Annotated in this window: 11 protein-coding genes; 5 read left to right on the forward strand and 6 right to left on the reverse strand. The window is 51.0% G+C overall.

Annotation, left to right across the window (positions count from 1 at the left end; all coding sequences use genetic code 11):
- Nucleotides 1-7: 7 nt before the first annotated feature.
- From LA337_18300 to LA337_18315, 4 genes are all read right to left on the reverse strand, one after another.
- Nucleotides 8-1,420, reverse strand: coding sequence for a chemotaxis protein CheR (locus tag LA337_18300; GenBank protein UBI15099.1), 1,413 nt, complete (start codon nt 1,418-1,420; stop codon nt 8-10).
- Nucleotides 1,417-2,484, reverse strand: a complete 1,068-nt coding sequence (locus LA337_18305; protein ID UBI15100.1) for a chemotaxis protein CheB — start codon at nt 2,482-2,484, stop codon at nt 1,417-1,419. Before LA337_18305 ends, LA337_18300 begins: the two co-directional genes overlap by 4 nt.
- Nucleotides 2,481-4,571 (reverse strand): methyl-accepting chemotaxis protein, encoded by a 2,091-nt coding sequence (locus LA337_18310; protein ID UBI15101.1) that lies wholly within the window; start codon nt 4,569-4,571, stop codon nt 2,481-2,483. The genes LA337_18305 and LA337_18310 overlap by 4 nt, the downstream gene beginning before the upstream one ends.
- Before the next feature lie 62 nt (nt 4,572-4,633).
- Entirely contained in the window at nt 4,634-6,742 is a 2,109-nt protein-coding gene (locus LA337_18315; protein ID UBI15102.1) for an EAL domain-containing protein, read from the reverse strand.
- Nucleotides 6,743-7,438: 696 nt separating this feature from the next.
- Here LA337_18315 and LA337_18320 point away from each other — a divergent pair.
- Genes LA337_18320 through LA337_18340 form a run of 5 tightly spaced genes read left to right on the forward strand, consistent with a single transcriptional unit; the run spans nt 7,439 to nt 14,072 of the window.
- On the forward strand, nt 7,439-9,631 hold the full coding sequence (locus tag LA337_18320; GenBank protein UBI15103.1) for an EAL domain-containing protein: 2,193 nt from the start codon (nt 7,439-7,441) through the stop codon (nt 9,629-9,631).
- Nucleotides 9,624-10,556 carry a transporter substrate-binding domain-containing protein gene (locus tag LA337_18325; GenBank protein ID UBI15104.1) on the forward strand — a complete coding sequence of 311 codons (933 nt, stop codon included), beginning with the start codon at nt 9,624-9,626 and terminating at the stop codon, nt 10,554-10,556. Before LA337_18320 ends, LA337_18325 begins: the two co-directional genes overlap by 8 nt.
- Nucleotides 10,540-11,433 (forward strand): transporter substrate-binding domain-containing protein, encoded by an 894-nt coding sequence (locus tag LA337_18330; protein ID UBI15105.1) that lies wholly within the window; start codon nt 10,540-10,542, stop codon nt 11,431-11,433. Before LA337_18325 ends, LA337_18330 begins: the two co-directional genes overlap by 17 nt.
- Before the next feature lie 56 nt (nt 11,434-11,489).
- The gene (locus tag LA337_18335; protein ID UBI18511.1) at nt 11,490-12,128 is read left to right on the forward strand and encodes a transglutaminase-like cysteine peptidase; all 639 of its coding nucleotides are present in this window, start codon (nt 11,490-11,492) and stop codon (nt 12,126-12,128) included.
- A 9-nt stretch (nt 12,129-12,137) separates the two neighbouring features.
- Nucleotides 12,138-14,072, forward strand: a complete 1,935-nt coding sequence (locus tag LA337_18340; protein UBI15106.1) for an EAL domain-containing protein — start codon at nt 12,138-12,140, stop codon at nt 14,070-14,072.
- A gap of 83 nt (nt 14,073-14,155) precedes the next feature.
- On the opposite strand, the gene LA337_18345 is transcribed toward LA337_18340, so the two are convergent.
- Nucleotides 14,156-14,431 carry a hypothetical protein gene (locus LA337_18345; GenBank protein ID UBI15107.1) on the reverse strand — a complete coding sequence of 92 codons (276 nt, stop codon included), beginning with the start codon at nt 14,429-14,431 and terminating at the stop codon, nt 14,156-14,158.
- A gap of 62 nt (nt 14,432-14,493) precedes the next feature.
- Nucleotides 14,494-23,583 carry a retention module-containing protein gene (locus LA337_18350; GenBank protein UBI15108.1) on the reverse strand — a complete coding sequence of 3,030 codons (9,090 nt, stop codon included), beginning with the start codon at nt 23,581-23,583 and terminating at the stop codon, nt 14,494-14,496.
- Nucleotides 23,584-23,770: the final 187 nt, after the last annotated feature.

Raw genomic sequence — 23,770 nt, forward strand, 5'->3', positions numbered from 1 at the left:
GCTCTTATTAGCCACTTTGGTGGGCGAATTGCGCCAGTTGATGTTCACACAGGAAACGAAACGTATGGCCTGGAAAAACGATCGGCAAACGCAGACGACAAACCGATGATGGATTGTTCATTTCAGCATTCAGTAACTGCATTACCACGCGATAAGTCCGTTGTGCGGGCTGGCGCAGCTCGCTTTGTCGGTACATTTCGGCCAGGTAATAGTGTGCCGGCCAGTAGCCCGGTTCCTGATAAACCACCTGTTTGAACCAGGCGATAGCCTGCTGCGTCTGGTGTTGCCACATCATCGCCAGGCCGAGCAGCATTTTGGCCTCTGCCGACCACTCATCCTGCGCGAGGATCTGCTGCGCGTTGCCGGCTGTCTGAGAAAATTCACGTTGCTCAAGGGCTATCACCCCCTGGATCAGCAGCGCATCCTGATTACGGGGATCGTCGCGTAATACGCAGGCGATACACTTTTCGGCTTCAGAAAAACATTTCTCATCGAGACAGGCGCGTGCTTTCTTCAGCCAGTCATTATTCTGCTGCACCGTTGGCGCAGAAGCGTCCTGTTCAACCACCGTTCTCGGCGGCGCAACGCGCGATGCAGCTCGGGGCACGGGCGCGACCTTCGCCGCTTCGCGATGGTGACAAAAATAGAAAATGCCCTCTTCCTGCTCCAGTTTTAGAATGTCGAAATTGTTGGCCAGCGTTTCTGCATTGCCAAAAAATAAGGCCCCCTGCGGCTGTAACATCTTCAATAAATTACCGTGCAGTTCACGACGCGTTGGCGTGTCGAAATAGATGGACACGTTGCGCAGCAAAATGATGTCCACTTCCGGCAGCAACTGCTCTTTTATAATGTTGGTGCGATGAAAGGAGACTTTCTCACGAATCTCATCATGCAGCCGGTAGAGGTTTCCCGAGCGGGTAAAATAACGTTGCTGAATACTCGGGTCGACGCCGCGAAACGAGTAGCTTGAATAGCAGGCGTTACGGGCTTTTGCGAGGATTGCCGGGTCAATATCACAGCCGTAAATTTCAATACGCTGCGCCATCGCGCCGAGGAATTTCTCATGCAGCTTGATAGCCAGCGAGTAGGCTTCTTCCCCCGAGGAGCATCCGGCACTCAGAATACGCACCGGGCCGCTACGCTGTTGCAACAGACGTGGGATCCACTTGTCACAGATTAAATCCAGCGTATCGCTTTCACGGAAAAAATAGGTTTCGTTAATCGTAATCAACGTAATGAAGCTATCAAACTCGTTCTGCGAGATACGCAGTTGCTCGTAGTATTCATAGTAATCACTGATTTTTCGCTCAGCCATTCGCCGACTCAGCGCCGTTTTCAGCAGTGCTTCCATGGCGTTATCGAAGTGTAAACCGACCCGTTCTTTGATCAGACGGGCATAATCAGGAAGATTGGGGATCATGGCAATTTACTCTCAAAGCGCCCGTGACACGCCATTGCAAGCAACACTTTGGCGAGGCCATCCAGTGGGATCGTGCGGTGTATCAACTGCTTGTCGATCGCGTTCTTATTCATACCGAATACCACCGAACTCTCTTCGTCCTGCGCCAGCGTTCTGCCGCCTCGCCGGAAAATAAGCTCGATGCCGCGACAGCCATCGCTGCCCATCCCCGTCATAATCAGTCCGACGGCTTTTTCGCGAAACACTTCAGCCACCGACTCCAGCAACAGATTGCAACTGGGATGGTAAACGTCACTTTCCTGTCTGGGGATCGCCGCCAGACGCTGGTTGTTTTTGACGATCAGATGCTGCTCCGGCGGTAATATATATACATACCCGGCCTGTACCCGATCGTCTTCCTGCGCCAGTCGTACCTTCAGCTCGGTCACGCTGTCCAGCCAGCGCACCATATCTTTTGCGAAACCATCAGCTATATGCTGGGCGATTAGCACCGGACACGGGAACGTACCGGGGAGTTCCTGCAATAGCTTACTCAGCGCCTGCGGCCCGCCCGTCGAGCAGGCAATCGCCAGCACAAAAGGCCAGTCCTGCGGCGACTGTGCGGCATCCGTTGTCGGTCGTGCAGTTGGCATCACCGGTTCACCTGGATGGCGTAATCCCTTGATATGACGAATAACTTTCACGCCAACCAGCAATTCTACTTTGCGATGCAGGGCGTCCGTTGATAGCGGGAAATCACTGCTATGATGCAGCACCGCCAGCGCACCGCGTGAAATGTAATCATCATCCCATTGTTTTTCTGGGCAAAATCTCATGACCAAAATGGGGATGGCGCTGGTTGCCATAATCGTTTCGACAACCTCGACGTTATCGGCGCTTGAGGTATCCAGCGTCAGAATCAGCAGATCGGGCATCAGCTGTTGCAACAACCGAATCGCCAGCCGGCGATGGGCTGCTTGCCCCACCACCTTAATATGCGGGTGATCCTCCAGTTGCCTGACCAGCTCATTACGCGACGCGCTGCCCAGGTCGAGGATCAGCACCCGAATGTTGCCGCTATTCATGCTTCTGCTTCCATCAGAGTGAATGAGGACGACGCCTCTTTCAGCGCTTTCGACAACTGCGTCATGTCCTGGCTGACAACCAGAATGTCTTTGATGGACTGCGAGGTATAGTTACTGGCAACGACAATCTCTCGCAGCGCCATAACCACCTGATTACTTGCTGTTTTCTGCTGCTGGGTAGACAGGGATATTTGCAGCGCCGCCGTCGAGGTTTGCTCTGCAGTCACGACGATATCATTCAGATGCTCGGCGCTGACTTTGCACGCTCTGGCGCCCGCTTTGATGCTCTCGCCGCCTTTTTCGGCGTTCAGCACCAGGCGATTGATTGCGTTTTGGATCTCGCTGATCTTATTCTCAATCTCAACCGTCGATTCCGTTACCGAGTCGGCCAGACGGCGGATTTCAGCTGCCACCACCGAGAAACGCTTACCGGCTTCCCCGGCGCTGGCCGCTTCCAGCGCGGCGTTAAAGGCGATCAGTTTCGTTTGATCCGCGACGCTGTTAATGATTACCATCACGCGACTGATTTCCGTCGACTTATTGCCGAGCATCATGATTTCACGCATGTTTTGCTGATTGTCGGTGTCAATATCCGTCATGCGCATCAGCAACTGCGACATCGATTCTGAACCTTTATTACAGTCATCAAGGGTCTGATTGGCGATATCCACAACCGCCCGCGAATGTTCAGCAATTTGCGTGGAAGACGCTGACAGTTCCTCCATGGTAGAGGTAATTTCAGCCACTGAAGAAGAGGTTTCCACGCTGGTTGACGCCTGACCATCTACCGCCTCGGTGATGTGCAGCGACGCCTGATGCACCGAATTCGCATGAGAAACCATACCACCGACCAGCGAGTGCAAACGCTGGCGCATCGTTTCTACCGCGCTCAGCAACTCGCCAATCTCATCGTGATGATCGACCTGCACATCCACCGTTAAGTCGCCTTCAGCGATACTCTGCGCAATCCCCAATACGCGGTTTAAGCGCCGGGAAATCAGGAAGCGGCTGGCAACGGCAATCAGCAATAAAATGATGGGCAGCAGCAGCGCGGTGAATAACAGCAGACCGTTACGCACCAGATTGCTGCTTTTGGCGACATCGTCAACGTAGTTGGTCGTTGCGATTATCCAGTTAATCCCTTCAACGTATTCATAAACGGCGACTTTGGTTTTCGGCAATGCGCCATAACCGCTCACCCAGTTGTAATAGGTGATGCCATTTTTATGTTCGAGCATATCGGCAAATAGCTTAAAACCATTGGCATCAGTAATATTAATGGCCTGCTGGTTGTTCAATGAGGGATGGACCAACATCCGACCCGGTTCAAATCCGGCATCCAGTACGTAGGCATAGCCATCTTTGCCAATATGCACATTCAGCAAACGCTGAATAATCGGTTGCAGACTTTGTTTGACGTCAAAACCTACCGCAACCGCCCCAACCACCTGGCCATATTTATCGGCAATCGGTTCATAGTGACTAATAAACTGCTTACCAAATAGCGTCACTACGCCGGAAAAAGGTTTGTTCTTCAAAAGTAACGGTAATGCCGGGTTGTCGCGCCCCAACGCCGTTGCGGTTGCCGTATTGCCTGAACTTGCCAGCAAGGTGCTACTAACGCGCACAAACTGCTCGCCTTGCAAAATAAACGTGCTGGCAAATACGCTGGTTAGTTCGGTGAAATGCGCGTTGGTGTTCGGGTTACTCAGGACCGCTTTTAATTCAGTAGAGTCCATGTAACGCAGCGGTTTATTGGCAACGTTTTGGTAGTTGTTAATATAAACATTGCTGTAATGCTCCGCATCGCGTGTCACTCGCTGGAATTCGTTAGATATGCTGTTGTGGAATATACGCGTGTTGGTCTTAATCATCTCCAGCGCATTGACCTGCAGTTGTCTGGAAAGATAAGACGATAATATAAAAGAGGCGCCAATCAGCAATGTTGCGATACAAACCACCAGAATCATGCCGAGCTTCATCGCTACACCGGGATGGATATTGTGTAGCCAGGATAGCACCCGAACGCGCGGCCCCACACCGCTGGCACCCGCCGTTCGATTTTTCACTTTAATAATGTCACTCATATTTTTTATTCTCTACCTGAGAAGAAATGACTCTTTTTGGTCATAAGAAGTTCGCGCTCTGCTTATTCCAGCGAAAGCAGCGGCGTAGGCTTGCCAATGTGATATCCCTGTAACCACCCCACATCCATTTTTTCCAGACACGCCTGAATCGTAGCGTTTTCAACAAACTCGGCGACAACCTGCATATTTTTCATTTCGGCAACGCGGCAGAATGACTCGACGATGTAATAGCTGATTTCACTTTCGGTGATCCGTCGAATAAAAGAGCCATCGATCTTCAGAATGTCTGCTTCGATATTCATCAGGCGGGCATGACTGGCAAACCCGGTACCAAAGTCATCAATGGCTACCCGACATCCCAGTTGGCGTATTAAACGAAGCGTTTCCACGGTTTGCTCTTTGTCTGAAAGCGTATCGGCTTCCGTTATCTCAAAAATAATTCGCTGCGGCTCCACCGCGTAATCGTGCAGGAGCTGGGTGAACTTCGCGATAATATTGGAGCGACATACCGTCACCGGCGCCAGGTTGATGGAAAAACAGCGCTGCGGATGGTTACGCATAAATTTCAGGGTATTTTCGATAACCCAGAGATCGATATCAGGCGCCAGCCCCGCATCATGAGCAACCGGCAGAAAGCTGTTCGGAGGAATAAATTCCCCCCGTTCGTTGAGCATGCGGATCAATATTTCATGATACGGCGCTTCACCATTGGTACTGACGATTGGCTGCGCCATCAGCACAAACGCGTTGTTATCCAGCGCATTTTGCAGCGCGGTGCGAATTTCCGTTTTATCGACAATGTGGTTGCCGAGGATCCGGCTATGCTGCGCCTCAATGTTTTCCGGCCTGCCGTTGGTCAGCGATAAACCCGCCACCATGCCCAGCTTCCCCACCAACTGATAAATGTCATCACTGAGATCGTTAATCAGGCAATAGCCCAAACCGCTGCGAAAACCCAGCCGATGGTTATTGTAAAAAAGCCGAAAACTATTGGCCGCCTGGTACAAGTCGCATAGCCGTTCCCAGGTACTATTTTCAAGCCGAATCAGCAGATCGTAACCCGCGTGGTAATAGACTTTCTCGCTTTTAACCAGGTGTTGGCGCAGATGGTCGGCGAGGATCTTCTGATAGCGGGCGCGAAAATGAAAGCCATAGCGGCGCGAAAACAGCTCCAGCTCCGGAATTTGTATCAGGCACACCGTCGCGTGCTCAGTCGTAAACAGCTCCGTCTTCAGCGCACGCAGATTCGCCATACCCGTCATCGGATCGGTCAGGCCGAGCAGAAGCGCCTGGTTAAATCGCTGGCGGGTAAATTTGGCCAGCACTCCCATGATCACGATGGTAAGCGTAAAGACAAAGATCAACGTTGAAACCAGCGCCTGATGCTGAATGAAGTCCACATCGCTGGCGATATAACTGTCGTTATGTTTGCCTAAAATGATCACCACGATGGTCCACACCAGCATGGTGAACAAATGACCAATTTTAATGGATCCCCACAGCATTAACGGGAACAGCAAGATCAGGCTATAGAGAGAGAAAAAGACGTTCAGATTGTCCGGTGATGTTAAAAAGAACATCAACAAAAAGAGTAAGGCGCACCATGAAATAGCGCCAAAGGCGCTGATATTGCCTTTACATTGTGCAGCAATTGCCCGCCAGAAAGTCAGCAGGAAAGATGGTCGACGGATGATTCGATATATCTTGTAAAATAAAGGGATACCCGTCAGACAGCCGTTGATGCTCCCCTGAACGCGTACCAGCATACCCAGACTTAACGCCGGAAAGTTATCCACATCCGGTCGTTGGCCATGGGTGACAAATATGGCAAAGATTTTGCCCAACACCAGATACAGCAGGACGTTATAGCCACACAGCCAGACCAGACGATTAAGGCTGATTTTGATACGACCAAAGCTAACGCAACTGCGTCTGCCCGTGACTCTGCGGTAAGCGGCGTAGCTTAAGGTGGAAGCCACGATCAGGCACAACGCATCTACCCGTTGGTTTTGCGGGCCGATCGCAAACATGACGATAAGGAACAGAACAAATCCCGGTATCACCCGAAAACCAAACAAGACTAATGCGGCTGAAAATACGGCCAGCCGGAGATCGTAAACTGTTAAAATAGTATTATTGAGAATACTGTAACCGTTAAGATATTGTGCCAATGGGTAAAAAAGGCCGGGTAAAACAAGTGGCAGGCACCATTCCCGAATGTTTTTCACAGTGTTTGTATTTATTATTGCGTCCAAATCAATTTATCCGCTATGCACTATACCAATAGGACTTTAATCCAGACTCGAATGTCACAAACAAATCCTTTTGGGTCAGTCGATGCACCATAGCAAAATTGTCAACATTGACCGCGCACTGAGAAAATAAAATAAGGTTCTATATTGAAGTGAGCATCTTATTCATATCAAATCAGGAAATAAATACCCATTTATAGACAAAAATGGACATCCCGCAGGGATAATGCCACGTCCTTCCCTGATAAAATAAAAGCTAATTCATTGATGCCACGTAAAAAAACAAGAACTCCAGTGATAAGCCATTAGCACCTCCAACCAGTGTGCACAAAAAAGCTTCGCGGACAGCATTAATGTCAACATTAATATGTTGTCGAGGGCATAACGAAAAATGTATTTTTATGCACACTTTTGCCTGTTGACGAAAAGAGCAGCGTTATCTATATTCGCATACCGTTATTTTTGTCATTACTCACCATGGTTCAATGTTAGTTATTTGTTACGTCATTACGTTTCACATCTTTCATCTACTTGTTTGCAACAATAATATTCCATTAAGTAATAACAGAAATTAAATTTAGTATCGCGTAATCTTTTCAGGAATTAACATAATCCGTGGCAAAGTCTCTGTTTTCCCTTAAAGCAATAAAAGGGTGGCAACATTCCATCACTGGCAAAATAACGCAGTTCTTGCTGGCGGGTATCGTTATTGCTTTTAGCGCTGGCGCCTTTACTAACTGGAGCCTGATAGACAACTTTTCTTATCAGCAGTGGGTACAGCGAGCTGAAGCAAATGCGCAGATTATGACCTACATCATCCGTAGCGTGTATACCACCGTTTCGGTTGAGACCAGCGATGCGGGGCAGATATCCCGCATCGTCTCCGACAGACAGATTGGCGATACCGACTCCATCCTGCAAACCGGTTATAACCCGGTAGACGTCCTGGCGCTGGCGTCAGTTCAGACGCACAGCCCCACCTGGCTGTTTCTCTATACGCCGGAGAAAGGCTTCGTTGGCATCAATAACAAATCAGAAGATGGCGAAGGGATTATCTCCTTCTCAGGCCGCCTGCCGCGCGATGTGCTGGTCAATTACTATGTTGGTTTCGCCCAGATTAATGGCGAAGAGTGCTTTATCAGCGCCGTACCTATTTTGACGCCTTCTGGTGAGATCCTCGGGAGCCTGATAAGCAGCATCGGTAAAAAAAGCGAGTTGTATGCCACCTACGACGCGATGCTTAAAAAGAGCAGTATCATTTTTGTTCTGATTTTACTGGTGACGCTGGCCCTGGTCACAATGTTTATGCGCCGCCTGTTCCGTCCTGTTCCGCTGCTGATAAACTCCCTCACCCGCATCGCCCATGAAGAGACGGATTGCATAACCCCCTATCTTGATCAGGATGACGAAATTGGGCATCTGGCCGGGGCCATTGAAAAACTGCGCGTCGCGATGAAAGAGCGTGGCTATCTGCAACGCATGCATGAAATGTCGCAGAAGATGGAGCATATGGCCCATCATGATTCACTCACCGGATTACCCAACCGCGTTTCGTTCGGCCAGGCGTTGGATAAGCGCGTTAGTGAACTGCATCTGGAGGACAGAGCGTTCAATCTGCTGTTGATTGACCTCGACAACTTCAAGCCGGTGAACGATACCTTTGGCCATAAAGCGGGCGATGAACTGTTAATCAGCGTTGCCCAACGTCTGCAGTTATTGCTGGGTCCCAACGATATTGCGGCGCGTCTGGGCGGTGATGAATTCGCCATCCTGCAACATGTCGACGACAACGCCATCAAAGAAGCGAATCGGCTGGCGAAGCGTATCATCCGCGCGCTGAGCACCCCGTTTACCTGGAGTTCTCATACTTTTTCTATCAGCTGTAGCATCGGTATTACCACCGCGCCCAGACAGGGGAATACTACCTCAACGCTCATGATCAATGCCGACCTTGCCATGTACGCGTCTAAACATCATGGCCGGGGTTGCTACCACTTCTTCGAAGACGGCATGGTGATGATGCAAACCCACAGCCTGTTCATTAATCAGGAAATTATCGATGGTATTGATAACAAGGAGTTCGAACTTCATTACCAGCCGATTATTAATCTGCAAGATGAAAGCGTTTATGGCTACGAATCGCTGATCCGCTGGAATCACCCCACTAAGGGGCTGATTTATCCCGATTATTTTATCAATATCGCCGAAAGCTCCGGCCTGATTGTGCGTTTAGGCGAATGGATTATTCGCCAGTCCTGCGAAGCCGCAGCCAAATGGCCAGAGCATGTCAGAGTTGCCGTTAATATCTCGGCCTACCAGTTGCACAGCCCCGGACTGGTTGACGTGATTAAAGATGCGTTACGCATCAGCCAGATCTCAGCGGAACGCCTGGAAATAGAAATCACCGAATCAGAAAAACTGGATAAATCGATCGCCTTACCCGTACTGAAAGAGATCCGTTCTCTGGGTATTGAAATCGCGATGGACGATTTAGGAACCGGCTACGCGGCGCTGGACTATCTGCTGATCTATCCCTTCACGCGTATCAAGATCGCGCGCACGTTGGTCGATAAGCTCCAGCAGGATAATGCCAGCCAGTATTTGATTGTGATGCTGATTCAGTTTGCCCATAAATACAATATGTCGGTTACCGCTGAAGGGGTGGAAACCGCACAGCAGCGCGACATTTTGCGCGCCATTGAATGCCAGAATGTACAGGGCTATTTCTTTAGCTATCCGCTGCGTGAACGTGAGGTACTTGCCGCGTTTGCCGCAGAGGTCAGTGAAGAAGGACTGTGCCATGTCTGACATCTTGCGCCTGGCAAAACGCATGCTGATGGCGGTTGCCCTGCTGATGGTTGGGGCTACGCCATGCTTAGCGGGAACTCAGTTGCAACTGCACACGCTGGAGCAGATCGCGACTACAAAAACCATTACCCTTGGTTATCAGGATGATGCGTTTCCTTTTTCCTGGCAGAACGGCAACCGCCCTGCGGGTTTCTCTATCGATATCTGCAACAGTATCGTCAGCGCGCTCAAGACAAAACTTCAGCTTAAAAAGCTGAATGTAAAGTGGGTAAAAGCCAATTCAGCATCGCAGTTTGTACTGATTAAAAACCACATGGCAGACATCATGTGTATACCTGCCTTTTATTCGAAAAGTCGCCACACTATTAGCGAATTTTCACTGCCGTTTTACTTTTCAAGCACCCGCTTTGTGATGCGTAAAAATGAAAGTAATGACAGTCTGGCAGAACTTTCGGGACATAGCGTGCTGGTAAAAAGTGGTACGATTTACGTTGAACAACTGCAAAAAGTGAATGCCGCTAATGACCTGGATATTAATATTCAGCTCGATACCAATAACATTACAGCCTTCAATGAACTGAAGAACGGCGAGTATTCTGCGCTGATCTCCAGCACCGTTTTACTGAAAGGGATGATTGCGCAAACACCTAACCCTGAAGACTATGAACTTTCCAACATTGCGCTTAGCGCTCCACTACCGGCAGGCTTGTTACTGCCGTTACACGATAAAGAATTTAAAGAATTCGTTGATGCCACGCTCTCTTCCCTGATGACCAGCAACGAATTTACTGCGCTGTACAATAAATGGTTTCTGTCTCCCATTGCCCCGCAAGCTATTAATTTAAACATCCCCATGTCAGACAACCTGAAAGCATTAACCGCAGCTAAAAAGAAGATCAGTTTTGATTATGAAAAATATAATTAATCGTGAGATGACAAGGATGAAGCGCACGGTGCAATGGCTGTTGTTACTGGCAGGCATCGTCATTTCCCCCGCGCTGATGGCGCAACAGAACGCTGCGACGCTCGACCACATTCAGAACAGCAGCGTGCTAAACGTGGGTTATCGCCAGCTGCCGCCGTTCTCTTTTACAGACAACAGTGGCAAGGTCACGGGGTATACCATCGCGGTATGTAACATGATTGCCGATAAGTTACGCCAGTATCTGAAGCTCAACAATCTAACCATTCATTATATTCCCGTGAATTTTGCCGAACGCTTCTCCGCATTAAACACGCGTAAAATAGATATGGACTGTGGCGTAAATACCAATGCGCCGGAGCGAACCTCCAGCGTGTCGTTTTCTGACAACTATTACACCGCAAAGATGCGCATCATCTCTTTGCGTAAAAATAATATCCAGTCAATTGCCGATCTTAAAGGACGCACGGTGAGTCTGACCGGAAGCTCAAAAGATTTGCTGGAATTTAATAAAGCAAACAGAGAGCAACATCTTAATATTTCAACGATTACCAGCACTACCATAAAGGGTGCATTTGAGAAGATGGCGCATAATGAATCCGCCGCGTTCTTTGTTGATGATATTCTCGCCTGGCCGCTGATTAATCATAGCGAACAACCCGAACTGTTCAGCGTCTCAGCACAGAGCATCGGTAACGATATGCACTATGCCATTATGATGAGGAAAAACGATCTGCAGTTTGTGGCGTTTGTTAACAGTACGCTGAAGGACTTTTTTGCCTCGCCGACCAATATGCAATTACGCAAAAAGTGGTTGTCTCCCTGGACCTGCGAAAAGATGAAAAATCCATCGCCAGGCAGTTGCCAGCATAACCATTGAACATTATCAGCAACAGCTTACGCCACCGCCTGCTTCGCCTGTGGAAAATCCCCGGGATGCTGCTGTTGCTGCTATCGGTCCATTCGCTACGTGCGGCCTGGGATTTTGCCAGTATTCAGCAGAAGTCTGATGCGCTTTACGGCCCGGCAACGCCAGAGGCGCAACAACGGATCCGCGCCTGGCAACAGCTTTTGCTTACGTTGCGCAGTGCCGACGAGCAAACGCAATTACGCGCCGTAAATCAATTCTTTAACGATAAAATCCGTTATACCGAAGACATTGATGCCTGGCACAGCGTGGATTACTGGGCCACTCCCATTGAGTCGCTGCGCAAAGGTGAAGCGGATTGTGAAGACTACGCGATCGCCAAATATTTCACCCTCCGCCAGTTGGGTGTCTCCGAAGACAAGCTACGCATCACTTACGTTAAAGCCCTGCGTTTAAACCGCGCGCACATGGTGCTGACCTGGTACGCCACCCCTGAGGCGATTCCTCTGGTGCTCGACAGCCTGACCAGCACTATTTCACCTGCTACGCAGCGCATGGATTTATTACCCGTCTACTCCTTTAACAACACTGGCCTTTGGCTTCCCGGCAATCAGAACAATAAACGTGTTGGGGACAGCAAAAGGCTATCTCGCTGGCAGCAAGTTTTCACCAAAATGCGGGAAGAAGGCTTCCCGATGGATAAATAGGAATCGCCCGTGTCTCTTTTTAAACAGTTACTTCTGGCAATCTCTCTCTTTATGATGGTTGTATTCAGCGGCAATTTTATTGTGACGCTGGAGAGTTCCCGCAATCAATCCAATAACCAACTTCTTTCACATGCCCAGGATGCGGCAACGGCGCTGGGCGTTTCGCTGACGCCCAACGTCAACGACCCGGCAATGATCGAGCTGATGGTGAGCTCTATTTTCGATAGCGGTTACTACAAAAAAATCCGCATCGTCGACCTGGCAAACGGCAAAATGATGCTTGAGCGCAGCGCTGCGTCATCTATTCCCGACGTCCCAGGCTGGTTCGTTGATCTGGTGGATGTCACTCCGCAAACCGGTGAGGCAACGATTATGCGCGGCTGGCAGCAGGCTGCACGGGTTGAAGTGACCAGCGATCCTATCTTTGCCGTACAGCGTCTGTGGGACAATACCCTGGGTAATCTGTTGTGGATGCTGTCCTGCAGCCTCGCCTGTTTATTCGCCGGTAGTCTACTGCTGCGCAAGCTGCTACGCCCGCTCAATTATCTGGCAAAGCAGTCGGAAGCGATTACCCGCCGCGAGTTTCTGACGCTCCACGAGTTGCCCAAAACGCCAGAATTGCGCCGCGTTGTGGGCGCTATGAATTTGATGGCTGCGAAGCTCAAGTCGTTATTTGAAGAACAAGCTATCTACAGCGAACGTCTGCACAATGAGGCTTATCTCGACAGCCAGACTGGAATTGCCAACCGCCGGGCGTTCGATATGCAGCTTCAGGCGCGGCTAAGCGACGCCGATACCGCGCCGGGATATCTGTTGCTGGTCCGCATTCAGGATTTGGGCGGTCTGAATCAGCGTTTTGGCGGGCCGCATACCGATAAGCTGTTGCTCAATATCGCCAACCTGCTGAACGCGCATAAAGAAAAATATGCCTCTCTCGACAGTACGCTGGCCCGAATTCGCGGCGGTGAGTTTGCCCTGCTATGTCCTGGCGTGACCCACGGTGAAATGCTGGACTTGTCCCATTCGCTCGGCCAAAAGCTGACGGCCTTTTACGCCACCGGGATGTCAGACCAACAGCCGGTGGCCTACACCAGCATGGTGCCGTTTAGCGCCGGAGATAACGCCCAGTCATTGCTGATTCAGGCCGATCGCCTGCTGGTAGAAGCCGAAACGCGCACCGATCATCAGGTCGTTCCCACCGCAGAGGTACCTGCGAGTACAGAAGATCAGCATTTGTGGTTTGTTCGTCTGGAGCATGCGCTGGAAAACCAGCAGTTCCAGTTGGTTTATCAGCCGGTGGTCGATTGCCGCCAGCCCGACAAAATTCTGCATTACAAGGTGCTGTCGCGCATCATTGATGAACAAGGTAATACCCTTACCGCCGGTCGATTCCTGCCGTGGATCCACCGCTTTGGCTGGAGCCAACGCCTCGATAAAGTGATGCTGAAACTAACGTTGAATCAGTTGAAAACCGCGCCCGGAAAATTGGCATTGAGTATCTCCGGGAGCTCTGTCGCCAGTGCGACCGCCATTGCTGAGCTGCTCCACCCGCTGCGTTATTCACCGAAATTAGCCAGTCAGTTGATTCTGGAACTGGATGAGAACCAACTGCCAGGCCCTTATCAAATGGCGGCGTTTGTTAAAGCCGTCAGTCAGCACCGCTGCGCGCTGGGTCTGCAACACTTCGGTAGTCGTTTCGATATGATCGGCCATCTGTCACAGTGGGGACTTGCTTACCTGAAAATCGACAGCAGCTATATCCGCAATATTGATGAAGAAAACGATAAGCGTTTATTTATTGAAGTATTATGCAGCGCCACGCGCAGTATTGACTTGCCGCTCATTGCCGAACGGGTTGAAACACAAGGCGAACTGAAGGTATTGCAGGAGTTAGGGATTGATGGCGCAATGGGCCAATTATTAGGTGAACCCGCACCGCTCTGATAAAAGCAGGCAGCCTTGATACGCTTGTATGTTGCCGGATGGCGCTTCGCTTATCCGGCCAACAAACTCACTGCCTGCGTCAGCTAAAAAATACGATCATCACCGCCTAGTAGTTGTTCTAACCCGCCAAGTTCCTGGCGCGCGTTCGCACGATTCAATAATTTAACCTGCGCCATCGGCGGGAGATCGGTAATGGCAATCACGCCTTTACGCATCAACAGGTAAATCAGATCGTCGAGCACGCGCACCATCTCGAGGTCGCTTTTTTGCAACGTCGCTAAAGCCTGCTGGTTGCCATTTTCCGGGCTTTTTGCCCCGCCTTCTGCCTGCACGTTTGCAGCAGATGAATCAGAATTCATATCAATGCCTTTTCATTTTGCAAGATGCTGCTGCCCTGTTTACGCAAGGCAGCAGGCAATCGTTAGTGGGTGTGGTTTTGATCGGGTTTAGCAATCAGGTGATCTAACGAGTAGCTCGGAGAATGCATCTCGCTACTTGCCGGACCAGACAGCGCGGTATCTATTCCATGCGCCACTTTTGCCGGACTGGCGATCAAGTGATGATCGCCGCCGCTTTGAATGTACTTCGCAATATCTACGCCTTCATGCAGTTCGCGCGCCAGATCGCTGAGATCGACTTTTTCGAGTACGCCCTTCGCCTTATCGTCAGCGCTGAGCACGGCTGTCGCTTGGCCGTGCCCGGTTGCTGCTGGCGCGTAAGACAGAGACAATGCATTGTCATCGAACAGGTTATGCAGCGCATGTTGCATCGCAGCATGATTCCCTTTATCCACCGTATGTCCTTTCACTGGCGTGGGATCGTCCATCGTCACGTTCAGCGTTTGGCTATAAGGCGTAGTATTGCCGTGGTCATCATGCGCCTCAACCAATACGTTTACCCGGTTATGACCTGCACGGAATGCGGAGGTATCGGCCTCAATGTCATAGGTCAGCCCATTATTGCCCTGATGAAGAATGGCATCGTACTGGTGACCATTTACCAGCGCTTTAATATGCTCGCCATCATGCACATCACCGCTCACGCTGCCGGTAATATGCGTGACGGTATGCTGTGATTCCGCGCGTGAGATATGGTTATCCCCGGTAACTTTATCGACGATAAGCGTGGCGTCTGCCTGTTGATCAACCGAATAGCTGTGGGACGTTGTCTTTGAATACGGATTGCCCGGCGCATCATGGCCTTTGACCTCCACCGAAAATGTGGTGTTCACTTCCATGACATGACTGTCCACATCAACGTGATAAACCCGATCGCCATTGCTCAGCGTATCTACCGAACCGGTAAATTCCTGACCGCCAATGTTTAATTTGATCGAATCCCACACATCCACATCACCGCCAAGATGCCCGGTTACCCTCACCGTCGCTCCAGTGAGTTCCTGATGATTGAGAACGTTATCCTGGGTGACATTATCAATATCCATCGTTCCCGCAGCGGTCCTGTCAATGGTGATGGCCTTACTGGTATCGATTTTTCCATGGTTGCCGGAATCATCGTGGGCAATGACATGAGCGGTAATATTTTGATCGTGAAGCAGGTCGGCCGTACTGGCCTCGACGCTAAACACTTTTTGACCACTGCTGTCTTTCACATCAGCAACCAGATCTTTACCGTTAACCGTGACAGTCACCTGATCGCCGACGTCTACATCTCCCGTCACATGACCGCTGATGATGGTTTTCGCTTGCTGCGTTTCCAGGTCATTCAGCACGTCGTCTGTCGTCACGTCATCCAGTATGATGGCGGCATTCAGCTGCGTGTCGATAGTGACCGTTTTGTCGTTCACGGCATGCATTGGGTTCAACGCCGAATCCTGTCCTTGCACACTCACATGGATAGTTGGGTCGTTTTGCAGTCCAGTCGTGCTCACCATCGCTTTGTAGCCCAGCTGTCCGTTCATATGCGGCAGCTCAATAACACGCGTATGTACCGTGACGCCATCGATGAGAATGGCAACTTTATCACCGAGATGCACATCGCCATCCACCGTACCACTCACCTCAACGCTACCGCCTTTCACTTCATCAGCATTGATAATATCGTCGCCGCCGACGGTGTTGATGGTCACACTGCCGCCTGCCGTTTTATCAATCGAGTAGCCCTGCGTGAAACTGGCTGGCTGCACGTTACCGTGATCGTCATATCCTGAAACGGTGGCGACAATGGCGCTGTCGGCCAGCAGGTCTTGGGTGTAGATATCCACGCTGTAGTGATGATTATTATCGACAGTCGCCGCATAAGGGTTGCCGTTAACCGTCAGCGTCACCTTATCGCCCGGGTGCACATCTCCTGAGACCGACCCCGTTACGGTCATCTTATGCTGCTGCGACTCCTGCGCATTAAGCACATTGTCATCGGCAATTTTATCAATCGTCACGCCAGCATTAGCGCTCAGATCGACCACGACATGGCTGCTGGCGGAGGCACTGCCCTGATTGCCATGAGCATCCGTCGCCAATACCGTCGCGACAACATCCGGATCATTATGCAGGTCGTTGATACTGACCTTCGTGGACCAGGCCCAGTGTCCGTGTTTATCATCATGCACTACCGCGGTCAGCGTATTGCCATTAACCTGCAGGCTCACCACGCTCCCGTCATGAATCCCTTCACCGCTTACCGTACCGCTGATGGTGGTTTTACCGCTTTGCGCTTCCGCCGCATTGATAACATCATCACCGGCAATCTTATCCATCGTTATCTGCAGCGGGTTATCCGTGTCGATGGTGATGGTTTTCTGCACCGAGTCTGTCGCAATCCCCGCCGTAACAGAGACATCAAACGTTGGATGCGCCTGCAGTTCACTCGTCGGCACATCCACTTCGTATGCCAGTTGCCCCGGCATCGTCGGGATAGTCATGACGTGCCCGGAGTACTGCACATGATTGATGGTGACAATAACATTGTCTCCGGACTGAACGTCGCCGGTGACCAGACCTCGGATAGCCGTGGTTCCTTTTTGCGCTTCATCGTGGTTGAGAACGTCATCGCCCGCCACTTTATCAACGGTGAGATGCACGGTCGGTTGGTGCGGCGGTGTGGTGCCAGTACCTGTTGTCGACGGGGTGTGCATACCATAAGGAGTATTGGCTGGAACAGCGATATTGCCTAACCATGGAAGGTCAATAAACTTATGTTCTACCGCCGTTGCCGTATTGCCATGATCATCATGAGTGGTGATGGATACCGTGATATTACCGTCATCATGCCAGGCCCCTGAAACAACATTAAACGTGTAACCCAGCTTTCCATCCGGCAGCGTGATCACATTAGTTTGCAACTGGCCGCCGCCGACATCGACCGTAACCACATCGCCAGACTGTGCGTCTGGATCAACATGCCCCGTTACCGTGATGAATTCGGGACGTCCGTGCGGATTGAGGCTTTGACCCCCCTGAGACATCGCAGAGTCAATCGTTATCCCGGCATCTGCAACGGTATCAACCACCACAGGCATGTCATCGTGCCCGTGTGCAATATTGCCTGCGTCATCTTTTGCCGTTACTTCGGCATGGATGTTCGGATCCAGAAGCAGATCCAGGGTCGACACCTTAGTGCTGAAAGCCCGCTGGCCGCCGTGATCTTCCACCTGCGCATAGTAGATCTGATGATTGATGGTCAACTCAACGGTATCGCCGATTTTGACATCGCCTCCCACCGTACCCGTAACCGTCGTTTGCGGATTAAGGGCTGCGTCGTGGTTAATCACCCCACCACCGCTACCGGTGAAGATCGGATCAATATGCACAATCGCGTCAATCTTATCGTCAATGACCACGGTACTGTGCGCATCTGCCGTCGCGTTATTACCTGCCGCATCGGTAGTGGTGATGGTTGCAGTAATATGCGGATCGTTTTGCAGCCACTGGGTATCCACCTTAATGGCGTAACCCAACGTTCCCAGATTTGGCAGGTCCACCACGGTGGCATCAACCGTATGGCCACCAATATTCAGGTGCACCACATCATTAATTTTTGCATCGCCACCGACCGTACCGCTGACGATCGTCGTGGTTTGCCCTAATTCAATCTGATTCAATACATCATCGCCCGTTACCGGATCGATAGTGATTGAGGCTTTCGCTTCAGCGTCCAGCGTAACCGTATGATGCGCTGTAATTTGCGCATGGTTCAGGGCATCGTCCGTGATATCCATGGTGACGTCGATATGCGGATCGGCAACCAGATCGGCCGTGGCAACCGGAATATGGAAGCCCATCTGCTGATTGCCGCGATCTTCCACCACGCCTGAATAGTTGTGTCCATTGATGGTCATGGTGAACGGATCGCCCGGATGAACTTCACCGCTCACCGTACCGCTCACTATCGTATAGCCATGCATTTGCTCAGCAAGGTTCAGCGTATTATCCGGCGTCACGGCATCAATGGTTATCTGCGCATCCACACGGGTATCGATAATAACGGTGGTTTCTGCATTGGCCGTAGCCGGGTTGCCCGCGCCATCAGTGGTGCTGACCGTCGCGGTTAAATGCGGATCGGAGATCAGGTCGGCAGTACTGACTTTAATGCTGTAGCCGAGAACCCCGCCTCCTACGTCACTCACTTTCCCCGTCAGGACGTGACCATTCACGGTAAGGTAAACAACGTCATTGACATGAACGTCCCCAGCCACTTTCCCGGTTACATACGTGAATGGCTGTTTTGATTCATCGCCATTAATCATATTGTCGCCAGTGACGGGATCAATTGTCAGCATGGCTTTCGCATGTAAATCAACCACCAGATCGTGCGATATCTCCGCTTTCTGGAAATTATGCACATTATCTTCGCCGACTACGCGGGCCACGATATGCGGGTCTTTGACCAGATCGCGGCTCAGAACGTCCAGCTTATATCCCAGCGCATTGTTATGCTCCGGGAGTCGCTGAACGGTTGTTTCGTAGGTATGTCCATGTACGATAACCTGAACTTTATCCCCGACATGCACATCGCCGCCGCCAACCGTCCCCATCACCTCAGTGAGGTGTTTCGCGGCTTCTGCACCGTTGAGCTTGTCATCGCCCGCTACCGTATCAACGGTAATTCTGGCCCCGGCATGGTTATCAATATGGACGTCATGGGTTGCGGTGGTAATGACCTCATTTTTAACCGCATCGTGGGAGATAACCGTGACGCTCACGGTCACATTTTTATCCTGGTTACCTTTGTTATCGCTGAACGCCGTTGAGTCGACCGGGACCTGATAGCCTAAGTGACCGCCCCCGAGATCAATCACCTTGCCGTTAAACGTCTGGTGATTGATTTCTACGATCACCGCATCGCCAACCTGCGCATCACCGCCGACCTTACCGCTGATGAGCTGCATCGGCGTATCCAGCTCAAGATGGTTAAGGTTGTTGTCATCAGTGACGCTATCAATAGTGACGGTGCTTTGCGCTTGCGTATCCAGCGTAACGCTTCGATGCTCTACCGCCACCGCCTGATTGCCCGCAGCGTCGTGGCTGACCAGCGTCACCATCACGTCGTTGCTGCCTTCCTGCAACACACCCGTTGGAACAAACACGTCGTAGCGCAGAACGCCGTGCTCGTTAACCACCGTGCCGCTAAAGTCCTGATTTTGCCCCTGCACGTGAACAGTCACCACGTCACCCGCTTTGGCATCCAGACCTTTCGCGATACCGCTAATCAGCGTCGGCATGCGGTTTTCAATGGCGTTCACCACATCATCCGATGCCACTACATCAGTCGTTACCTCGTTTTTGGCAAAATTATCGATGTGAATTTTATGGCTATCGGTAGCGATGGCAAGGTTACCCGCCGCATCATGAGAGGTGACAGTGACATGCACATCGACATCCGTTAACACATGGACGCTATTATTCGCAAAGGCTGATGAGTCAACATCAATGCGGTAACCCAGATGCCCGTGACCAAGGTCAATGACCTGGCTTGCGTACTGATGACCATTAACGTCCAGTTGAATGGGATCGCCAACTTTCGCATCTTCACCATCGACGATGCCGGTAATGCGCTGTGTTGCCGCAGACAGTTCCTGGAAATTGATGACATTGTCCGTGGCAATGTTATCCAGTGAGATAGCGTTTTGCGCATGAGTATCAACCGTGATAATCCGGTGCGACTCACTGGTCACTGCGTTGCCCAGCGCGTCATGGCTCAACAGGGTCGCAACTACCGCATTCTTACCTTCATGCAAGGTTCCATGCGGCAGAACCACTTCATAGCGTAGCTGACCGTTATCGTTGACCACCGTGCCGTTAAAGTCTTGCCCATGAACGCTTATTTTTACCGCATCCCCCTCCCGGGCATCGCCACCGGCTACGATACTAATAATGGTGGGCATCCGGTTTTCACTGGCGTTGACCACATTGTCCGTCGCCACTGCGTCAATCTTGAGGGTGTTTTCCGCGTAGTTATCGATATGAACTTTATGGGAATCGGTCGCGATCGCCAGGTTACCCGCGGCGTCATGAGAAGTCACCATTGCGGTAATTTTCACATTCGTCAGCACATGACCGCTGTTATCGGCGAATGCAGACGAGTCTACATCGATGCTGTACCCCAGTTTTCCGCGGCCAAAATCAATCACCTTACCGCTGTACTGATGGCCGTTTATCTCCAGTAAGACCGGATCGTTGACCTTCGCATCTTCACCGCCAACAAAACCGGTAATCGTCTGTTTAGCCGCCGTTAGCTCTTGATAATTCAACGCATTATCTACAGTGACGTCATGTATACGGACAGTATTATGCGCCTGCGTGTCCAGCGTGATGGTGCGATGCGCCAGAGCGGTAACTTCATTCCCCACCGCATCATGGCTGACAAGCGTTACCGCCACCTCATTTTTGCCTTCCAGCAAGGCCGTCTTCGGCAGTGCAACTTCATAGCGCAACTGGCCGTTATCATTAACGACCGTTCCGGTATAGTTTTGCCCACGCATGCTAACAGTGACCACATCGCCTGCTCTGGCATCACCGCCGGCTGCACCGCTAATCAGCGTTACCATGCGGTTTTCAATGGCGTTGACTACGTCATCCGTCGCTACCGCGTCGATGCTGACCTGGTTGGTGGCAAAGTTATCAATGTGCACGTTGTGGGTGTCGGTGGCGATCGCCAGGTTACCCGCCGCATCGTGAGAGGTAACCGTGACCTTCACTTCCACATTACCGTCAATCGGTACGCTGTTGTTGGCAAAGTCTGAAGTGTCTACCGTGATACGGTAGCCCAGCGTATTGTTGCCTAAATCGATAACCTCCCCGCGGTACTGGTGACCGTTAATTTCGAGTTGAACCGGATCGCCAGGTTTAGCATCTTCATTGCTGCCGATGGAGCCGGAGATGACCTGGTTACGTGAGTACAGCTCACTCCGATTCAGGGTGTTATCGCTGTCTACATCATTAATTGTCAGAGAGTTGTGCGCCTGAGTGTCCAGCATGATGGTACGGTGCGCGATCGCCGTTACTTCGTTACCTGCCGCATCGTGACTGACCAGGGTCACCACCACATCGTTTTTACCTTCCAGCAGCGTCCCTTTCGGTAATGCCACTTCGTAACGCATCTGGCCGTTATCATCGACCACCGTTCCGGCAAATTTAAGCCCCTGCACGCTAACGACAACCGCGTCGCCCGCTTTGGCATCACCGCCCGCCACGCCGCTAATCAGCGTGGTCATACGGTTTTCAATGGCGTTGACCACATCGTCCGTCGCTACCGCGCCAATGTTGACCTGATTAGTCGCGAGATTATCAATGTGTACGCTGTGAGTATCGGTGGCAATCGCCAGGTTGCCCGCCGCATCGTGAGAGGTGACTGTAACCTTCACTTCCACGTTACCATCAACCGGCGTGCTGTTATTTGCAAAGTCAGATGAGCTCACCGCAACACGGTATCCCAGCCTGTTATTGCCAAGGGAGATAACCTGAGCGTGGTACTGATGACCGTTAATCTCCAGTTGCAGCGGGTCGCCAACTTTGGCGTCTTCGCCACTCACTGTGCCGGAAATCACCTGGTTGCGCATATACAGCTCTACACGATTCAGGGTGTTATCGTCGGTCACATTGTCGATGGACAGCGCGTTATGCGCCTGAGTATCCAGCACCACAGTGCGATGCGTTACGGCGGTGGCTTCATTACCTACAGCGTCATGGCTGACCAGCGTCACCTGCACATCGTTCGCACCTTCCTTCAGGGTTGCGGAAGGCACCACAATTTCATAGCGTAGCTGACCATGATCGTCGAAAACCGTGCCGTGAAACGCTTTGCCCTGAATGGTCAGCGTTACCGGATCGCCCGCTTTCGCATCACCGCTGGCAACGCCTGAAATAACGGTCGGCATACGAAACTCATTGGCGTTGACGACATCATCATTCGCCACCGTTTCAATGGTCACGGCATTTTGCGCAAACAGATCGTTGTTGACGTGATGATCGGTAGAAACCGTGGTGCTGTTTCCGGCATCGTCGACAGAGGTTAACGTGGCGTGAATGTTCGGGTCATTCAATAATCCCTGAGTCAGCACCGGGATGGTATAAGTCAGAGTCCCTGTCCCCGGGTCGGTAACAACGCCGGTATATTCCCGGCCATCGACCAGTAAGGAAATGAGATCGCCAGGCCTTGCATCACCGCCGACAATCCCGTGGATTAACGTTTGCGGTTGGCGTGACTCTTCGAAGTTTATGAGGTTATCCGGCGTGACATTTTCAACGCTAATGCTGATATTTGGTCCAGTAATATCAATCAGCGCATGGTCAAAACTTTCCGCCGTCCGTCCCGTCACATCGGTCGCGATTGCCACAACTGTTACATTTCCAGGTACCAGTCCTGCCAGATCGGTAGCAATATTCCAGTGCCCGTTGTTAACCGGAACAGTTACGGTGAATGTGTTTTTTTGGCTATCGGTGAAGGTAAGCGTGACGTGATTTTGATTACTGGTGCCACTTAAATGGGTCTGGTGAAATTCGCTTTTGTTAATAAAACCATCGTTGCCGGCAAACTCGGTAATTTGCACTTCTGGCGGGAAAATATTCGCGGAGCCCTCGGTCACGCCTCCTATCGGCAGATTGATATCCCAGCCCGGACTACCGAGACCTTGAGTGTTAAAACCTGCTGTCGGATCAACCACCTGCCCGGTCAATTCAAGCTGCACCAGAGTATGACCGCCTCCGCCGCCCTCTAATGTTATCGGCGCTTCATTACCTGCAGCGGTGGCTTCCAGCACCTGCGTCGGATCAGCGCCTTCGGCAATGGCTTTTTGTGCGGCGGCAATATCCTGGGCACTACTCTCCGGGTTATGGCTGGCCTGTAACCCATGCTCGCCCCAGTGGCTGTTACGCCCGATATCCAGCGTTTTTCCGTCAGGTAAAGAGACGCTTACCGCGCCGCTGGCGCCGGTCACAATTTCTTCACCGCTATATACCCTGTCGCCTTCATGAACCTGTCGTTGTGCGCCATTGGCATCAATAACGTAAACCTGTCCAATGATTGCTTTGATCACACCGAGTAATTTGCTCACCGTAACCTCACTTAAATATCATCATTATTTTTATAAACTCGCTAATATATTAACGAACAAATATCACATTAATTTAATGTAAACATTAATATCTCAATGTAGAAAAAAACACATTTTATTGAATGCAATTACATGAGACTTGACTGGCAAATAAATATAATAAAAAATAACCAAAAATAAAACACGA

This window comes from Citrobacter europaeus (assembly GCA_020099315.1).
GTDB lineage: Bacteria > Pseudomonadota > Gammaproteobacteria > Enterobacterales > Enterobacteriaceae > Citrobacter > Citrobacter europaeus.

Bases quoted from the DNA above. Each gene is read 5' to 3' on its own strand.
- LA337_18300 (UBI15099.1), bottom strand. From the start codon at position 1,420: ATGATCCCCAATCTTCCTGATTATGCCCGTCTGATCAAAGAACGGGTC.
- LA337_18305 (UBI15100.1), bottom strand. From the start codon at position 2,484: ATGAATAGCGGCAACATTCGGGTGCTGATCCTCGACCTGGGCAGCGCG.
- LA337_18310 (UBI15101.1), bottom strand. From the start codon at position 4,571: ATGAGTGACATTATTAAAGTGAAAAATCGAACGGCGGGTGCCAGCGGT.
- LA337_18325 (UBI15104.1), top strand. From the start codon at position 9,624: ATGTCTGACATCTTGCGCCTGGCAAAACGCATGCTGATGGCGGTTGCC.
- LA337_18330 (UBI15105.1), top strand. From the start codon at position 10,540: ATGAAAAATATAATTAATCGTGAGATGACAAGGATGAAGCGCACGGTG.
- LA337_18335 (UBI18511.1), top strand. From the start codon at position 11,490: ATGCTGCTGTTGCTGCTATCGGTCCATTCGCTACGTGCGGCCTGGGAT.
- LA337_18345 (UBI15107.1), bottom strand. From the start codon at position 14,431: ATGAATTCTGATTCATCTGCTGCAAACGTGCAGGCAGAAGGCGGGGCA.